This window comes from Streptomyces sp. NPDC005791 (genome assembly GCF_042871485.1).
Classification (GTDB): Bacteria; Actinomycetota; Actinomycetes; order Streptomycetales; family Streptomycetaceae; genus Streptomyces.
This window is the reverse complement of sequence record NZ_JBIAIP010000008.1, coordinates 25,640-41,226: the sequence shown is the minus strand read 5'-3', so window position 1 is coordinate 41,226 and position 15,587 is coordinate 25,640. Positions and strand designations below refer to the sequence as shown.

Genomic DNA, 15,587 nt, shown 5'->3' with positions numbered 1-15,587 from the left:
CCGGTGCGTGGCTCACGCGTGCGGAAGGTCGCGCGGCACCGCGACCGTGACCCGCAGGCCGTTCGGCTCGTGCTTCTCGTAGCGGATCGATCCGCCGCCCGCCGCGAGCAGAGCGCGCGCGATGGAGAGGCCGAGGCCGGATCCCTTGATGTTCGTGTGCCGCCCGCTGCGCCAGAAGCGGTCGCCGACACGCTCCAGCTCCTGCTCGGTCAGGCCCGGCCCCTGGTCCGCGACGACGACCGTGGCGTCCCCACCGTCGGATCCCGCCGTGACCCGGACCTCCTGGCCCTCCGGGGTGAATTTCAGCGCGTTGTCGATGACGGCGTCCAGGGCGCTGGAAAGGGCGATCGGATCCGCCCAACCGGTCACCGCGGGCACCCCGTCGAGCGTCAGCCGCACGCCCTTCCCGTCGGCCAGCGGGCGCCACGAAGCGACCCGTTCACCGGCGAGCGCGGCGATGTCGGTCAACTGGAGGTCCGCCGTCGTGTGCTCGGCCAGCGCCAGGTCGAGCAGGTCGTCGAGCACCTGGGCGAGACGCTTGCCCTCCGTACGGACCGAGGCGATCTCCTCGTTGTCCTCGGGGAGTTCGAGCGCGAGGAGTTCGATGCGGAGCAGCAGCGCTGCCAGCGGGTTGCGCAACTGGTGCGAGGCGTCGGCGACGAAGGCGCGCTGCTGCTCCAGCACGTCCTCGACGTTGTCGGCCATCTCGTTGAACGAGCGGGCCAGGCGCCGGAGCTCAGGTGGCCCGCCCGAGGCGGCGACACGAGACCTCATCCGTCCGCTCGCGATGTCGTGGGCGGCCGCGTCCAGGACCCGTACGGGCAGGAGCACCCAGCCGGTGAGGCGGAACGCGGCGCCGAGTGCCACCAGCATGGCCGCGGCCTCGCCGAGGGCGATCAGCAGCCAGCCGTGCAGGGTGCGGGACCGCATGTCGCCGGTGGGCGAGTCGGTCACGACGACGGCGACCACGTCTCCGTCGCGTACGACCGGGGAGGCGACGACGATCCGGCCGTCCTGCCAGGGCCAGACCTGGGGCGGGTCATGGGAGCGGCGGCCGAGGAGGGCCTCCGCGAAGGCCTCTCGCCCCTCTCCCTCGGTGGGAAGGATCCAGGAAGCGGGAGCCTTGGCCAGGGCTCTGTCGTCGCGGTAGAAGACCCCGACCCGGATTCCGTACACCGATGCGTAGGCCTCGAGTTCGGTCTGCAGGATCCGTTGCCGTTCCTCGGCGCCTCGGACGGGCTCGTCGACGAACTGTGCCAGCGCGCCGAAACGCGCGGTGTCGTCGATACGGTCGATGACGACACGCTGCTGCTCGGCGGCGGCCACGCGCACGGCCAGCGGAAAGCCGAGGGCGAGCAGCACGGCGGCCATCAGGACGATGAGCAGGGGGAGCAGACGGGTGCGCACGGGGAGCGTCAGTTCCTCAGGCCGGCGGGGGGACGAGCCGGTAGCCGACGCCCCGTACGGTCTCGATCAGTGCGGGAAGCCGAAGCTTGGAGCGGAGCGACGCGACGTGCACCTCCAGGGTGCGTCCCGTTCCCTCCCAGCTCGTCCGCCACACCTCGCTGATGATCTGCTCCCGGCGGAAAACCACGCCGGGACGCTGGGCGAGCAGCGCGAGCAGGTCGAACTCCTTGCGGGTGAGCTGGACTTCCTGACCTTCGACACTGACCCTGCGGGTGGGCAGCTCGATCCGGACCGGCCCGACCCGCAGGACCGCGAGCGGGGTCGGCCCGGTGTCCTCACCGGCCGATCTCCGCCGGGCGACGGCGTGGATCCGGGCCAGGAGCTCACCGGTGTCGTAGGGCTTCACCACGTAGTCGTCGGCTCCGAGATTGAGACCGTGGATCCGCGAGCGGACGTCGGAGCGCGCGGTCACCATGATCACGGGGATCGCCGAGCGCTTGCGGATCTTGCCGCACACCTCGTAACCGTCCTGGTCGGGCAGGCCGAGATCGAGGAGTACGACCCCGAAGGGCTCCTTGCCGGCCGGCAGCAGCGCCTGCAGGGCCTCCTCGCCGCTGCGCGCGTGCACGACCTGGAAGCCGTGCCGTGCCAGCACGGCGGACAGGGCAGCCGCGACGTGGTCGTCGTCCTCGACGAGCAGCAGCCTCATGGCCCCCCTCTCCGCTTCGTCTCTTGTCTCATTGTCCTTCGCGACGGCCGCGAACCCTGGGTGAAGGCCCACCGGTGTTCCGGCCGGCGAACCTTTCCGTACGGCAGCGATTCACGTCATCTTCGTATCAGGGCATCCACGCCGATGACGGGTGTGCCAGTCAAGTCCCTGCCCGTTACCACCAGGTTTCCGTTACCCACCCGGTACGCCACCGAGCGCCCTGTGTCGCCCCGTGCACACGGTGTGTCCGGTCGAGGCCGGATCGTTATGCTCAATTTCCGCTCAGATGTAATGACGCTGGTAGCACTGCGTCACTAGGGTCCTTCCCTAACCGAGGAGGACGGAGCAAGAAGCCGATGAGCGGAGTTTCAGTGAACAAGGCCGCCGAGGATGCCGCACCTGCGGGAGACGACCTTGTCGTACTGAGCAACGTCAACAAGCACTTCGGCGCGCTGCATGTGCTCCAGGACATCGATCTGACCATCGCCAGTGGCGAGGTCGTCGTAGTCATCGGGCCCTCCGGGTCCGGGAAGTCCACGCTGTGCCGCACGATCAACCGCTTGGAGACGATCGACTCGGGCGCGATCTCGATCGACGGCAAGCCCCTGCCCCAGGAGGGCAAGGAGCTCGCCAGGCTGCGTGCCGATGTCGGCATGGTGTTCCAGTCGTTCAATCTTTTCGCGCACAAGACGGTGCTCGAGAACGTGATGCTGGGCCAGGTCAAGGTTCGCGGGACGGACAAGAAGGTCGCCGAGACGAAGGCCAGGAGCCTGCTCGACCGGGTGGGGGTCGGCGTACAGGCGGACAAGTACCCGGCGCAGCTCTCCGGAGGTCAGCAGCAGCGCGTGGCGATCGCACGGGCGCTGGCGATGGACCCCAAGGTCATGCTCTTCGACGAGCCCACTTCGGCGCTCGACCCGGAGATGATCAACGAGGTGCTCGAGGTCATGCAGCAGCTGGCGCGGGAGGGGATGACCATGGTCGTCGTCACCCACGAGATGGGCTTCGCCCGCTCGGCCGCGAACCGGGTGGTCTTCATGGCGGACGGAAAGATCGTCGAAGAGGCGACTCCCGACCAGTTCTTCAGCAACCCGCGCAGCGACCGGGCCAAGGACTTCCTGTCGAAGATCCTTCACCACTGACCCGCACGGCTGGTCCAGGGCCGGCTGAACATTCACATCGCGTCAACCCAGGGAATCCCATCATGCAGCTTCGCAAGGTCACCGCCGCCTCGGCCGCCGTGCTCGCGCTCGCCCTCACCGCCACGGCCTGTGGCTCCGGCGACAAGGACGACGCCGCGGGGTCCGGCGGCGAGAAGATCAGGATCGGCATCAAGATCGACCAGCCCGGTCTCGGTCTGAAGACGCCCGACGGCAAGTTCGCGGGCTTCGACGTCGACATCGCCACGTACGTCGCCAAGGAGCTCGGCTACGACGCCGGGAACATCGAGTTCATCGAGACGAAGAGCGCCGACCGCGAGACCGCCATCGAGCGCGGCGACGTGAAGTTCATCGCCGCGACGTACTCCATCAACGACGAGCGCCTGCAGAAGGTCGACTTCGCCGGCCCCTACCTCCTGGCGCACCAGGACGTCCTCGTCCGGGCCGACGACAACTCGATCAAGTCGCCCGAGGACCTCAACAACAAGAACCTCTGCTCCGTCACCGGTTCGACCTCCGCGAAGAACGTCAAGGAGAAGCTCGCCCCGAAGGCCGAGCTGCAGAACTACGGCGGCTACTCCGAGTGCCTCACCGGCCTGGAGAACGAGGCTGTCGACGCTCTGACCACGGACGACTCCATCCTCGCGGGATTCGCGGCGCAGGACGCCCACAAGGGCAAGTTCAAGCTGGCCGGCTTCAAGATGACCAACGAGAACTACGGCATCGGCCTGAAGAAGGGCGACGCCGACCTCAAGAAGAAGATCGACGCCGCGCTGACCAAGATGGTCTCGGACGGCTCCTGGGACAAGGCGGTCGAGGCCAACTTCGGTCCGGCCAACTACAAGAACGAGCCCGCGCCGAAGATCGGCAACGTCGTCAAGTAGCCCTCCCGTCGCCAGGCGGTCCGAAGCCGGGCTGACGAGGTGCGCCGCCGAGGCGGCGCACCGAGCCCTCCCCACACGTGGAAGCACGGGAGATCGTGTTCGACTTTCTTGAAGGTTACGACCTATTGGGGGCCTTCTGGGTAACGGTGAAACTTGCCGTCTACTCCGCCCTCGGTTCCCTCATATGGGGAACGCTACTGGCCGGCATGCGGGTCGGCCCGGTCCCCCTGATGCGCGGTTTCGGTACCGCCTATGTGAACATCGTCCGCAACATCCCCCTGACCGTCATCATCGTCTTCGCGTCGCTGGGTCTCTACCAGACCCTGCGGGTCACCCTCGGGGGCGGAAATCACGTCGAGGTCATCAACTTCAGGCTCTCGGTGCTGGCACTGGCCCTCTACACCTCCGCCTTCGTGTGCGAGGCGCTGCGGTCGGGCATCAACACGGTGCCGGCAGGCCAGGCCGAGGCAGCACGGGCACTGGGGCTGAGCTTCACCCAGGTGCTACGTCTGATCATCCTCCCGCAAGCCTTCCGGGCGGTCGTGAATCCGCTGACCAACGTGCTGATCGCGCTGACCAAGAACACCACCGTCGCCGCGGCGATCGGCGTGGTCGAAGCGGCATACCTCATGAAGGACATGATCGAAGCAGAGGCTCAACTGATCCTGATCTCCGCTGTCTTCGCGTTCGGATTCATCTGCCTCACCCTCCCGACCGGGCTCCTTCTCGGCTGGGTGAGCAAGAAGGTGGCGGTGAAGCGATGACGACGTCCGTCCTCTTCGACGCACAGGGGCCCCGCGCCAAGCAGCGCAATGTCCTGTACACGGTCGTCTTCGTGGCGGCTCTCGCCGCCGCGGCATGGTGGGTGTACAGCGGCCTCAACGAAAAGCACCAGCTCGACTGGGTCAAGTGGGAGCCGTTCTTCACGAGCCCCCTGCCGTGGCAGACCTATATCTGGCCCGGGCTCCAGAACACGCTCAAGGCCGCGTTCTTCGCCCTGCTGATAGCCCTGCCGCTCGGTGCCCTGTTCGGGATCGGTCGGCTCTCCGACCACCGGTGGATGCGGATGCCGTCCGGCGCCGTCGTGGAGTTCTTCCGCGCCATCCCTGTCCTGATCCTGATGATCACGGCGAACGCCGTGTACTCGGAATTCACCGACATCGCCAGTGACGTGCGTCCGCTGTACGCCGTCGTCACGGGACTGGTGCTCTACAACGCCTCGGTACTCGCCGAGATCGTGCGGGCCGGAATCCTCTCCCTCCCGCACGGTCAGACCGACGCCGCGAAGGCGATCGGCATGCGTAAGGGCCAGATGATGCGGTACGTGCTGCTGCCGCAGTCGGTCACCGCGATGCTGCCCGCGATCGTCAGCCAGATCGTGGTCATCGTGAAGGACACCGCGCTCGGCGGCGCGGTGCTCACCTTCCCCGAGCTGCTGGCCTCGGTCCGTCCGATGAGCGCGAACTACGGCGCGAACACCATCGCGTGCTTCACGATCATCGCGCTGATCTACATCGCGCTGAACTTCGCGCTGACGTCGTTCGCGAGCTGGCTCGAGGGCCGGCTGCGGCGCGGCAAGAAGAGCACGGGCGCCGTGGTCGGCGCCGCCCCGGCCGGTGGCCTGGAAGTCATCGACGCGCCCCCGGCCAAAACCGGTGGTACGGAGAAGATCTGACAGGCAGTCGACACTGCCTTCGTGGGGGGCGCGGCACATACGCCGCGCCCCCCGCCACGTTCTCGGGTCACTTGACGCACGCATCCACAGTAGGTTGCATACGTTCTGTGATCCCGCCCCGAACCACCACCGTCGCCACCCCTTCCTCCTCCGAGACCACACAGATCGGCGCCGGAGGGTTCACACCGTGGACCCGGTGATCGTCGTCGGCGCCGGGCCGGTCGGGCTGGCGCTGTCGCTCGCCCTCGCGGCTCAGGGCGTTCCCTCCGTCCTGCTGGACGAAGGGCCGGGCAAGGACGAACCTCGTCCCGCCCGCACCGTCGTGCTGCGCGAGGACACCGCGGACCTGGTGGAACGGCTCGGCTGCTCGGCACCCCACGACGAGGGGCAGCGGTGGGCCGGCTGGCGGTCGGTACGCCGTAAGCAACTGGTCCGGGCGGTGCCCCTCGGCGAGGAGGAGGGCAGCGTTCCGCTGCCCTCGCCCGTCCATCTGCCGCAGCACGCGCTCACCCGTGGGCTGCGGGCCGCGGTCATCGCGCAGGACCTGGTCACCCTGGTGCCGTTCAGCAGGATCGACACCCTGGAACAGGACCCGCACGGCGTCACCGTGCACACCCGGGAGCCCGGCTCGACCTGGTGGCGCGGGAGTTACCTGGTGGGCTGCGACGGCGCACGGTCCACCGTACGCAAGCTCCTGGACATCAGGTTCCCCGGCCGTACGGCGGTCGAACGGCACGCCGTCGCGGCGCTCCGTGCCCCACTCCCCTGGCCGGGCGAAGCCGTGCTGCACCGGTCTCCGCCCTGGCGTACGGGTGGCACCGAAGTCACCGCGCGGCCGCTGCCCGACGGGGTCTGGCGGCTGGACTGGCTCCTCCCGCCGCGCGGCGAACTCGTCACCCCCGACGCCCTCATCACCCGGATCCGCGACACCCTCGAGGGCTGGTGCGGTGAGACACCGGCCTACGAACTGCTGGACACGGGTGTGTACACGCTCCACCACCGCCTCGCCAGGAGCTGGCGGTCCGAGCGCGCCTTCCTCGCCGGGGACGCCGCCCACCTGCTGGGGGCCCTCGGCACGCAGGGCCTGGACGAGGGGTTGCGGGACGCGGAGAACCTCGCCTGGAAGCTGGCGCACGCCTGGCACCAGAGCGCCTCCGACCTCCTACTCGACAGCTACCAGGCGGAGCGCAGGGCCGCCGTCGCCGCCCGGCTGCGGGCCGCCGACCAGTCACTGCCCATACTGCGGGGCGGAGCGGGCCTCCGGACCCTCCTGCCGGGCTCCGCACGCGGGCACGACACCTTGCTGGCCGACGGCCATCTGGGGTGCGGGCCCCTGGGCGCACCCCCCTCGTACACGCACTCCCCCCTTGCGCCTCGACACGCCGTGGCCCACGCAACGGTCGGGACGGCTCCTGGTGCGCCGGTCACCGACGTCCGGGTGACCGCGCCCGACGGGAAGACGGTGCGGCTGCGCGAACGGCTGGGTCTGGGGAACCTGCTGGTGATCCTGGTCGCGCCGGGTACCGGGGTGTGGGACCGGCGGCACTGGCTGACCGCGGGTGTCATGCCCCGGCTCGTCGACGCGGTGGACGCCCTCCCGGTGAAGGCCGAGCTGCTGGTGACCGAGAGCTACCCGGGGGCGACGGCCCACACGGTGTTGCTGGTCAGGCCGGACGGCCATCTCGTCGCCGCCTTCAACGGGGTGCGGTCCGCCGAACTCCTCGCGGCGGCCGACGTGGCGCGCGGGGGCGGCGCGGACACGGCGCACGACGACGACCATCCGCAGACCACCGCGGGGGCCGACCGGACCGCGGACGTCAATTGACCGTCGCAGGCGCACATGGTCTACTCCGGATCATGACCGACACCGATGTGCGCCTGTGGCGGCGGGTCCATATGGACCTCGTCCGCTATGCGGGCTGCGTGTGTCGCCCGTCCTGCTGAATCGCATCTCCCGGCACGCCGCGCTGTTTCCCGCCCGGCCGTGCTTCCACGCGAACTCTCAGGACGGTCCCTGTGTCTTCTTCCCCTTCGTCCCTGTCCACGCCCGCGCCCGCCGCCGGCACCGCCCCGTCGGCACCGACCGCAGCGGAACTGCTCGACTTCGTCCGCCGGACCGCGGAGGACACCGCGCTCGTCTCCTCGCTCCCGCTCGATCCTGAGGGGCGAACCTGGCTCCGGCTCGCGGGCCCCGGAGGCAGCGAGGCGTGGCTGATCGGCTGGCCGCCCGGTACGGGCACCGGCTGGCACGACCACGCCGAGTCGACAGGTGCTTTCACCGTGGCCGCGGGCGCCCTCAGGGAGCACTCGCTGGCTGCCCGGCTGCCCACCGACGGCTGGACGGCCCTTGAACTGAGCGAGGGCATCGACCGGACCCGGCTCCTGGCGACCGGCCGGGGCAGGGCCTTCGGCCGGCACCACCTCCACGAGGTGCTCAACGAGTCCGGCCACGAGCACGCCGTGTCGGTACACGCGTACTACCCGCCCCTGCCGCAGATCCGCCGCTACAGCCGTACGGGGGCGGTACTGCGTCTGGAGCAGACCGAGCGCCCTGAGGACTGGCAGTGAGCGCCGGGGGCGACCCTCGGCCTCGGGTGCCCGTGGGCATCGACGCACTACTCGCCCGGGTGCGGGCCGGCTACGAGCGGATCGGCCCTCAGGAAGCCGCAGCCGCAGCCGCGGAAGGCGCACTGCTGGTCGACATCCGCTACGCGGCGCTACGCGAGAAGGACGGGCTGATCCCCGGGGCTCTGGTCGTCGAACGCAACGAGTTGGAGTGGCGGCTCGACCCTCAGGGCAGCCACCGTGCCCCGCGGGCAGTGAGCCACGACCTGCGGATCGTGGTGATCTGTGACGAGGGCTACGCCTCGAGTCTCGCGGTCGCCTCCCTGCGTCAGCTGGGACTGCACCGGGCCACAGATCTGACCGGCGGTTTCCAGGCATGGCGCGCGGCCGGGCTCCCGGTCGTTCCCTGACCGGAAACACATGACCGAGATGGCCGGTGGCACTGCCACCGGCCGTTCGGCTGTTCCCGGGACCCGAATGACCACCGGACACACCCGAACGCTGCTCCCCGGTGGAGCGATCCCCGCGCGCGACGGACATTCGCCTCATCACCGAGGAACGGAATGTACGGAGATGTCGCGCCGATGGAAACCGCTCAGCTCAGCCCGGACCAGCTCGACGCACAGGCCTCCCGGCTCCACGACACGGAGGCCTGGCAGCACATCGTCACCGGCTGGGAACGCACCGCCCAAGAGCCCGCGTCCCACGAACCCCCCGCATCCGCGCCGGACGACGAGGCCCGCCCCGCAGGCCCGGCCGACTGGCGGGAACTGCTGTCCGTGCCGGTCGACCGGCTCATCGAGGACTCCCTGCGGACCCTCCCCCCGCGGCAGCCTCAGGAGCGCCCTCTTCCAGGGCGCCTCGGCGCCGTGCTGCCCGAGCGTCTGCACACGTGGCGGCGCATCGGACAACCCGATGTCCGCCCCTCCACCCATCTCGGCTACGCACGGCGGGTCCTGACCGAGTGGGGCTGGCAGAACACCCCTTACCGGCTACGAAACGCCCGTGGTGCGCGCTGCCTCTGCGGGGCCATGCTGACCGCCCACCGGCTCGGCTACGGATCGCTCGACACCGTCGACCGCGCCGGCGCATGGATCGTCACCGAACTGCGCTCGGTCGGCTGGACCGGTCTGATCGGCCCTTGGAACCGTCAGCCGGGCCGCACCGCCGCAGACGCACTGGCCCTGATCGACGCCACGATCCGCCGGGCGTCCCTGGCAGGACACTGAGCCGGGCCGGCATGCCACCCCGGCCGGCACCAAGCGCAGCCCTCTTGGGGTCGGCGGTGGTGGCGGTGGCCCCCTCCGCCACCGCCACAGGCGCGTTCATGTGACCAGCGAGCCCGCTCCCTGCCCCGTTCACTCCGCGCCGAGCCCGCTCCTGCGCTGAGCGCCACTCCCCGCGCCTGCCGGCCGGTCACCCCGTTCCTCCCAGCGTCCGGTACGTTCCCCTGCTCCCCCCGTGCGCCGGTCAGAAGGCGCACCGGTCAGAAGGGCTCGTCCAGCCCTTCCAGGTCCTCCCCCTCCGCCTCGATCGCCTGACGCACCACGCGCAGGGCCATCCCCTCGGCGTACCCCTTGCGCGCCAGCATGCCCGCGAGCCTGCGCAGACGTTTGTCCCGGTCCAGCCCCCGGGTGGAGCGGAGCTTGCGCGCGACGAGCTCCCTGGCGGTCTCCTCCTCCTGCTCGGGGTCGAGCTGCCCGACGGCTTCGTCGATCACCGACGGGTCCACACCCTTGGTGCGCAACTCGCGCACGAGGGCTCGCCGGGCCAATCCCCTGCCGTGGTGCCGGGACTCGACCCAGGCATCCGCGAAGGCCGCGTCATCGATCAGCCCCACGTCCTCGAAGCGCGAGAGCACTTCCTCCGCCGCCTCGTCGGGGATCTCACGCTTGCGCAGCGCGTCCGCCAGCTGCTGTCGGGTGCGCGGGGTCCCGGTCAGCAGCCGGAGGCAGATGTTGCGCGCCTGTTCGACCGGGTCTCGCGGCTCCCCCTTCTCGGCCCTCGACGAGGAAGGGGAACCGCTGCTTCTGGAACGGGAGCGGGAACGACGGCCCGCTCCCTCGCCGAACCCGGCCCCCCGGCCGGGCTCCGGGGGGCCACCGGACGGCTCTGCGGCGTACTCGGGGCCGGGTCCCGCACCGGTGTCGGCGCCCGGCCACTCCGTGCGACGCGTCACGGCCTAGCTCTTGGCGGCTGCGGTCTTGGCGGGCTTGGCCTTGGTCGCGGGAGCCGGTACCGACTTGGCCGCACTGTCGGCCGGGGCGCCTGCGGCGGCTGCGGCATCGGGCTCCGCCGTCGCTTCCTCCGGGCGGACACCGACGCCGAGCTTGTCGAGGATCTTCTTCTCGATCTCGTTGGCGAGGTCGGGGTTGTCCTTGAGGAAGTTGCGGGAGTTCTCCTTGCCCTGGCCGAGCTGGTCGCCCTCGTACGTGTACCAGGCGCCGGCCTTGCGCACGAAGCCGTGCTCCACGCCCATGTCGATCAGACCACCCTCACGGCTGATGCCCTGGCCGTAGAGGATGTCGAATTCGGCCTGCTTGAACGGCGGCGCCACCTTGTTCTTGACCACCTTGACGCGGGTGCGGTTACCCACGGCGTCGGTGCCGTCCTTCAGTGTCTCGATGCGGCGGATGTCCAGACGCACCGAGGCGTAGAACTTCAGCGCCCGGCCACCGGTCGTGGTCTCCGGGGAGCCGAACATCACTCCGATCTTCTCGCGGAGCTGGTTGATGAAGATGGCGGTGGTCTTGGACTGGTTGAGCGCGCTGGTGATCTTACGGAGCGCCTGGCTCATCAGACGGGCCTGCAGACCCACGTGCGAGTCGCCCATCTCACCCTCGATCTCCGCACGGGGCACCAGGGCCGCGACGGAGTCGATGACGATCAGGTCCAGCGCGCCGGAGCGGACCAGCATGTCCACGATCTCCAGCGCCTGCTCGCCGTTGTCCGGCTGCGACAGGATGAGGCTGTCGATGTCGACGCCGAGCTTCTTCGCATACTCGGGGTCCAGAGCGTGCTCGGCGTCGATGAACGCCACCGAACCGCCGAGCTTCTGTGCGTTCGCCACGGCGTGCAGCGTCAGCGTCGTCTTACCGGAGGACTCCGGTCCGTACACCTCCACCACGCGGCCGCGTGGCAGACCACCGACGCCGAGCGCGACGTCGAGCGCCGTGGATCCGGTGGGGATCACCTCGATGGGCTCGTTCGGCCGCTCACCGAGGCGCATCACAGCGCCCTTGCCGAATTGCCGTTCAATCTGTGCGAGTGCGGCGTCCAGCGCCTTCTCGCGGTCGGTTCCTGCCATGGGTTCCACCCGATTTGCTTGAGTCGATCGCTTCACGTCAAAGACGCTAACCCCTGCCACTGACAATGGGCCTCGACGTCCTCCCGGCCTGTGGACAACTCCACGGTCGGGCCCGGCAAACCCGGCCGGAATCCCATGAGAATGGATGTTCGATTTCAGTGTCAAGCGGGCCACACCGCGCCGACAGGACCGAGGGTAGCCGCTTATAGCAATTGACAGCAAAGAAGTCAATTGAACCGACGTCACCGACTACCGCTCGGCCGGTCGCCGCCATCCCTGTCGCCGCCCCCCACCGCGCGGCGCATCCTCGACAGCACCGGCGCACCACTGCGCCAACGATGGCCGCCCTGCACCCTCGGATCGTCCATCACGTCGTAGCGCTTCACGTACGCGCCCAGGAACGCCTGAAGAGTCGCCACGGCAGGAATCGCGATCAGCGCTCCCACCGCGCCCATCAACGCGGTGCCCGCGACCACCGAGCCGAAGGCGACCGCGGGGTGGATGTCGACCGTCTTGGACGTGAGCTTCGGCTGCAGCACGTAGTTCTCGAACTGCTGGTAGACCACGACGAAGCCGAGGACCCACAACGCGTACCAGGGGTCGACGGTGAAGGCGATCAGCATGGGCAGCGCCCCGGCCAGATACGTACCGATCGTGGGGATGAACTGCGACACGAGGCCGACCCAGACCGCCAGAGCGGGCGCGTAGGGCACACCGAGGACCACCAGCAGGATGTAGTGGGCCGTGCCCGAGATGAGCGCCATCAGTCCACGCGAGTAGATGTAGCCACCGGTCTTGTCGACCGCGATCTCCCAGGCGCGCAGCACCTCGGTCTGCCGGGAGGGCGGCAGCACGGAGCACAGCGCGCGCCGCAGCCGCGGGCCGTCGGCCGCGAAGTAGAACGAGAACAGGAAGATCATCAACAGCCGGAACAGCCCACCGAGCACAGTCGTGGAGACGTCGAGCACACCGGTCGCACTGTTCTGCACGTACCTCTGCAACCAGTCGGAGTGCAGCAGGCTGTCCTGCACCTCGACCCGGGAAAGCTCCGTCCGGAAGGTCTGGTTGACCCAGGCGATCACCGAGTCGAGGTACTTGGGGAATTCGTCGACCATGTCGACGATCTGGCCGGCGAGCATCGAACCGAGCAGGACGACGAAGCCCACCCCGGCGACCAGCACCGCGAGGAAGACCAGAAAGGTGGCGAGTCCCCGGCGCATCCCGTGCCCGGCCATGCGGCTGACGGCCGGCTCGATGGCCAGCGCCAGGAAGAAGGCGATGAGGACGTTGGTCAGCAGCCCGATGAGCTGGTAGAAAGCCCAGCTGCCCAGTTGGAAGCACCCGTAGAGCGCGAGTGCCATGACCATCGCGCGCGGCAGCCAGCCGGGCATGCGGACGGGACCGGTGCCGGGCGGCGGGTTCGGTGGTGCGGCCGGCGGGACGGGCGGCGAGGCGGGCGGCTGGGTCTGGGCGGTCTCGTCTGTCGGTGCCACGGGACAAGTCTCGCTCACCGCGATGACAACCGGACGCCCGCCCGTCTGCGCCCGGCTCGGACGACCCAGGTGACGCGGTGGTTCCAGCGGGCGGTGTCGCGTCGCTCAGCGCTTGTCCGGAGGCACGCCGACCGCTGAGCAGACCCCGCGCCAGACGTCCTTGGCCTCCCAGCCCGCGGCCAGGGCCTCGTGGACCGTACGGCCGCCGAGCTCCGCCATGACGTGATCGCGTGCGAAGGAGTCGGCGTACGTCTCGCCGAAGTGGTCCGCCATCCGTTCCCAGAAAATCGTCAACCGCATGACCTCAGTATCCCGCTCCTGAGAGTGCAGCCTGGCCAGGAGGGTCCGGCCGAAGGCCCTTCCCCTCTACGGTCTGTTCATGGCTGGAACCGGAGCAACCCCTCTCGCCCGCGCCGAGCAGTTCATCTGGCTCACCGCACGCGTCCTCGAACAGCGGCGGTTCGCCCATCTCTTCCTGGGGGGAGGCGCGGACACCGTCGAAACCGCGCTCGCCGCCTATCGCAACGAGGACGGCGGCTACGGCCACGCACTCGAACCCGATCTCCGCGGCCCGGTGAGTCAGCCGCTGCACACCGCTCATGCGCTGAGCGTCCTCGACTCGATCGGAGGCTGCGGTGGTCCGCGCGTCGAGCGGATCTGCCGCTATCTGACGGACGTGTCGACCAAGGAAGGTGCGCTGCCCGCGCTCCACCCGTCCCAGCGCGGCTACCCCGCAGCACCGTTCATCCCCGTCGTCGACGACCCGCCCGCCGAACTGCTGGCGACGGGCCCGGTGGTCGGGCTGCTGCACCGTAACCAGGTGTGGCATGCCTGGCTGTTCCGCGCCACCGACTTCTGCTGGGCCGCTGTCGACGCCCTGGAACAGTCCCACCCGTACGAGGTCGAGGCCGCCGTCGCCTTCCTGGACGGCGTTCCCGACCGGACGCGTGCCGAAGCGGCAGCCGACCGACTCGGCCAACTGGTACGTGAGCAGCGGCTGGTGGTGCTCGACCCGCAGCGCCGCGCGGAATACCCCCTGGCCCCCGGTTACGCCCCGGGGGAACACCACTTCCCTTACGACTACGCCCGCACGCCCGGGTCGCTGGCCCGCCGCTGGTTCAGCGACGCCGAAATGGACAGTTCCCTGGATCACCTGGCGGCCGGACAGCAGGAGGACGGCGGCTGGCCGGTCACCTGGCGTCTGTGGGCACCCGGTACAGCCCTGGAGGGCCGCCCGATCGTGACGCTCAAGGCACTGCGGACCCTCCAGGCCCACGGCCGGAGCCTGCGCTGATCCGTCCCGTTTCAGAACACGGCGCGGGTGAGCGCGGTGACCACGACGGCGGCGCCGACGACGACCAGGAAGGGAGCCCGCAGGACCAGGGCGACTGCCGCTGCGGCGAGTCCTGCCGCTCTGGCGTCCAGCATCAGTTGCTGCCCGTCGCCGAAGGTCTGCTGGGCGGTGAGCGCGGCGAGCAGCGCCACCGGAAGAAGCGCCGCCAGCCGCTGCACGAGGGGGCGCTCCAGGACTCCGGCGGGGACCAGGAGCCCCAGGAGCTTCGCGAGGTAGCAGCCGACAGCGGTGAGCCCGATGGCGATCCAGATGTTCATCGGTCCTCCCCGGGCATCGTGCCTTCGGTGACGGTTTCGTCCTTTGTGCTCTTGTCGCGCCCCTTCAGGAAGAGGACGATCGGAGCTGCCAGCGCGGCCACCAGTACGGGTGCACCCGCCGGCAGCACCGGCAGGAGGCCGAGCACCAGCAGGACCGCGAGCCCTCCGGTGACGCGCTCGGTGGCATTTCTCAGCATCGGCGCGAGAAGGGCTAGGAACACGGCCGGGCTGGCTGCGTCCAGCCCCCAGGCGTCGGTGTCGCCGAGCGCTTCGGCCCCGAGCGCGCCGATCAGCGTGGTCAGGTTCCACAGGGTGTAGAGGGTGAGGCCGGTGACGGTGAATCCGATGCGTGCCGCCCGCCGATCGGGCTGGGGCAGGGTGACGGCGGTCGTCTCGTCGATGACCCACTGGGCGGCGAGGGGGCGCAGTACCCGCGGCAGGGCGAGGAGCTGTGACAGCCGTAGCCCGTAGAAGGCGTTGCGGATGCCCAGGAAGAACGCTCCGGCGGCGGCGGTGTAGGGGTTGCCGCCGGCCGCGAGGGCGCCCACGAGGGCGAACTGTGAGGCGCCGGTGAAGACGAGGAGACTCAACGCGCACGTCTGGAGAAGGGTCAGTCCGGAGCCTGCCGAGGTCACGCCGAAGGCGAATCCGGAGAGGCCCACGGCTATGCCCACGCCGAGTGCGTCCCGGACGACGGCTGAGTCCGGCTTCTCCGTGCCGACACCCTGCGCCTCGTCGGCGACGGTGCTCTGAGTGGGTGCTGTCTGTTCTGCCAC

At 69.6% G+C, this 15,587-nt stretch carries 18 protein-coding genes; 10 read left to right on the top strand and 8 right to left on the bottom strand.

Annotation, left to right across the window (positions count from 1 at the left end; genetic code table 11):
- Window positions 1-12: 12 nt before the first annotated feature.
- Together ACFYSH_RS17285 and ACFYSH_RS17280 are read right to left on the bottom strand one after the other, a co-directional pair.
- Window positions 13-1,407: an ATP-binding protein gene (locus tag ACFYSH_RS17285; protein WP_388753352.1), complete on the bottom strand. Its 1,395-nt coding sequence runs from the start codon at window positions 1,405-1,407 to the stop codon at window positions 13-15.
- 16 nt (window positions 1,408-1,423) lie between these two features.
- Window positions 1,424-2,116, bottom strand: coding sequence for a response regulator transcription factor (locus ACFYSH_RS17280; RefSeq protein WP_359466145.1), 693 nt, complete (start codon window positions 2,114-2,116; stop codon window positions 1,424-1,426).
- Between the two features lie 356 nt (window positions 2,117-2,472).
- Between ACFYSH_RS17280 and ACFYSH_RS17275 the strand changes: the two genes are divergently transcribed.
- The 9 genes from ACFYSH_RS17275 (at window position 2,473) to ACFYSH_RS17235 (ending at window position 9,629) form a co-directional block, all read left to right on the top strand.
- The gene (locus ACFYSH_RS17275; protein WP_359466147.1) at window positions 2,473-3,258 is read left to right on the top strand and encodes an amino acid ABC transporter ATP-binding protein; all 786 of its coding nucleotides are present in this window, start codon (window positions 2,473-2,475) and stop codon (window positions 3,256-3,258) included.
- 62 nt (window positions 3,259-3,320) lie between these two features.
- Complete coding sequence (locus ACFYSH_RS17270) at window positions 3,321-4,160, top strand: glutamate ABC transporter substrate-binding protein (protein ID WP_359466149.1); 840 nt, start codon at window positions 3,321-3,323, stop codon at window positions 4,158-4,160.
- A 95-nt stretch (window positions 4,161-4,255) separates the two neighbouring features.
- Window positions 4,256-4,924 (top strand): amino acid ABC transporter permease, encoded by a 669-nt coding sequence (locus ACFYSH_RS17265; protein WP_359466181.1) that lies wholly within the window; start codon window positions 4,256-4,258, stop codon window positions 4,922-4,924.
- A complete protein-coding gene (locus ACFYSH_RS17260; protein ID WP_359466150.1) occupies window positions 4,921-5,835 on the top strand; it encodes an amino acid ABC transporter permease in 915 nt (304 codons plus the stop codon). The genes ACFYSH_RS17265 and ACFYSH_RS17260 overlap by 4 nt, the downstream gene beginning before the upstream one ends.
- A 187-nt stretch (window positions 5,836-6,022) precedes the next feature.
- Window positions 6,023-7,660 carry an FAD-dependent monooxygenase gene (locus tag ACFYSH_RS17255; protein ID WP_359466152.1) on the top strand — a complete coding sequence of 546 codons (1,638 nt, stop codon included), beginning with the start codon at window positions 6,023-6,025 and terminating at the stop codon, window positions 7,658-7,660.
- A 32-nt stretch (window positions 7,661-7,692) separates the two neighbouring features.
- On the top strand, window positions 7,693-7,779 hold the full coding sequence (locus ACFYSH_RS17250; protein ID WP_311605579.1) for a putative leader peptide: 87 nt from the start codon (window positions 7,693-7,695) through the stop codon (window positions 7,777-7,779).
- 72 nt (window positions 7,780-7,851) lie between these two features.
- On the top strand, window positions 7,852-8,403 hold the full coding sequence (locus ACFYSH_RS17245; protein ID WP_359466153.1) for a cysteine dioxygenase: 552 nt from the start codon (window positions 7,852-7,854) through the stop codon (window positions 8,401-8,403).
- Window positions 8,400-8,810: a rhodanese-like domain-containing protein gene (locus ACFYSH_RS17240; RefSeq protein WP_359466155.1), complete on the top strand. Its 411-nt coding sequence runs from the start codon at window positions 8,400-8,402 to the stop codon at window positions 8,808-8,810. The genes ACFYSH_RS17245 and ACFYSH_RS17240 overlap by 4 nt, the downstream gene beginning before the upstream one ends.
- A gap of 174 nt (window positions 8,811-8,984) precedes the next feature.
- Window positions 8,985-9,629: a hypothetical protein gene (locus tag ACFYSH_RS17235; protein ID WP_359466157.1), complete on the top strand. Its 645-nt coding sequence runs from the start codon at window positions 8,985-8,987 to the stop codon at window positions 9,627-9,629.
- A gap of 257 nt (window positions 9,630-9,886) precedes the next feature.
- On the opposite strand, the gene recX is transcribed toward ACFYSH_RS17235, so the two are convergent.
- The 4 genes from recX to ACFYSH_RS17215 form a co-directional block, all read right to left on the bottom strand.
- The gene (gene recX / locus ACFYSH_RS17230; RefSeq protein WP_359466158.1) at window positions 9,887-10,579 is read right to left on the bottom strand and encodes a recombination regulator RecX; all 693 of its coding nucleotides are present in this window, start codon (window positions 10,577-10,579) and stop codon (window positions 9,887-9,889) included.
- A 3-nt stretch (window positions 10,580-10,582) separates the two neighbouring features.
- On the bottom strand, window positions 10,583-11,707 hold the full coding sequence (recA, locus tag ACFYSH_RS17225) for a recombinase RecA (protein WP_359466160.1): 1,125 nt from the start codon (window positions 11,705-11,707) through the stop codon (window positions 10,583-10,585).
- A 242-nt stretch (window positions 11,708-11,949) separates the two neighbouring features.
- The gene (locus ACFYSH_RS17220; protein WP_359466183.1) at window positions 11,950-13,098 is read right to left on the bottom strand and encodes an AI-2E family transporter; all 1,149 of its coding nucleotides are present in this window, start codon (window positions 13,096-13,098) and stop codon (window positions 11,950-11,952) included.
- A 207-nt stretch (window positions 13,099-13,305) separates the two neighbouring features.
- A complete protein-coding gene (locus ACFYSH_RS17215) occupies window positions 13,306-13,500 on the bottom strand; it encodes a DUF3046 domain-containing protein (RefSeq protein WP_099176446.1) in 195 nt (64 codons plus the stop codon).
- Between the two features lie 79 nt (window positions 13,501-13,579).
- Between ACFYSH_RS17215 and ACFYSH_RS17210 the strand changes: the two genes are divergently transcribed.
- Entirely contained in the window at window positions 13,580-14,494 is a 915-nt protein-coding gene (locus tag ACFYSH_RS17210) for a hypothetical protein (protein WP_359466162.1), read from the top strand.
- Between the two features lie 11 nt (window positions 14,495-14,505).
- Here ACFYSH_RS17210 and ACFYSH_RS17205 read toward each other — a convergent pair whose 3' ends face one another.
- Window positions 14,506-14,811, bottom strand: a complete 306-nt coding sequence (locus ACFYSH_RS17205; RefSeq protein WP_359466163.1) for an AzlD domain-containing protein — start codon at window positions 14,809-14,811, stop codon at window positions 14,506-14,508.
- On the bottom strand, window positions 14,808-15,587 hold the full coding sequence (locus ACFYSH_RS17200; protein WP_359466164.1) for an AzlC family ABC transporter permease: 780 nt from the start codon (window positions 15,585-15,587) through the stop codon (window positions 14,808-14,810). The genes ACFYSH_RS17205 and ACFYSH_RS17200 overlap by 4 nt, the downstream gene beginning before the upstream one ends.

Excerpts from the sequence above, each read along its gene's own strand:
- ACFYSH_RS17250 (WP_311605579.1), top strand. The coding sequence starts at position 7,693 with ATGACCGACACCGATGTGCGCCTGTGGCGGCGGGTCCATATGGACCTC.
- ACFYSH_RS17205 (WP_359466163.1), bottom strand. The coding sequence starts at position 14,811 with ATGAACATCTGGATCGCCATCGGGCTCACCGCTGTCGGCTGCTACCTC.
- ACFYSH_RS17220 (WP_359466183.1), bottom strand. The coding sequence starts at position 13,098 with ATGCCCGGCTGGCTGCCGCGCGCGATGGTCATGGCACTCGCGCTCTAC.
- ACFYSH_RS17275 (WP_359466147.1), top strand. The coding sequence starts at position 2,473 with ATGAGCGGAGTTTCAGTGAACAAGGCCGCCGAGGATGCCGCACCTGCG.
- ACFYSH_RS17260 (WP_359466150.1), top strand. The coding sequence starts at position 4,921 with ATGACGACGTCCGTCCTCTTCGACGCACAGGGGCCCCGCGCCAAGCAG.
- ACFYSH_RS17280 (WP_359466145.1), bottom strand. The coding sequence starts at position 2,116 with ATGAGGCTGCTGCTCGTCGAGGACGACGACCACGTCGCGGCTGCCCTG.
- ACFYSH_RS17235 (WP_359466157.1), top strand. The coding sequence starts at position 8,985 with ATGGAAACCGCTCAGCTCAGCCCGGACCAGCTCGACGCACAGGCCTCC.
- ACFYSH_RS17210 (WP_359466162.1), top strand. The coding sequence starts at position 13,580 with ATGGCTGGAACCGGAGCAACCCCTCTCGCCCGCGCCGAGCAGTTCATC.
- ACFYSH_RS17270 (WP_359466149.1), top strand. The coding sequence starts at position 3,321 with ATGCAGCTTCGCAAGGTCACCGCCGCCTCGGCCGCCGTGCTCGCGCTC.
- recA (WP_359466160.1), bottom strand. The coding sequence starts at position 11,707 with ATGGCAGGAACCGACCGCGAGAAGGCGCTGGACGCCGCACTCGCACAG.
- ACFYSH_RS17215 (WP_099176446.1), bottom strand. The coding sequence starts at position 13,500 with ATGCGGTTGACGATTTTCTGGGAACGGATGGCGGACCACTTCGGCGAG.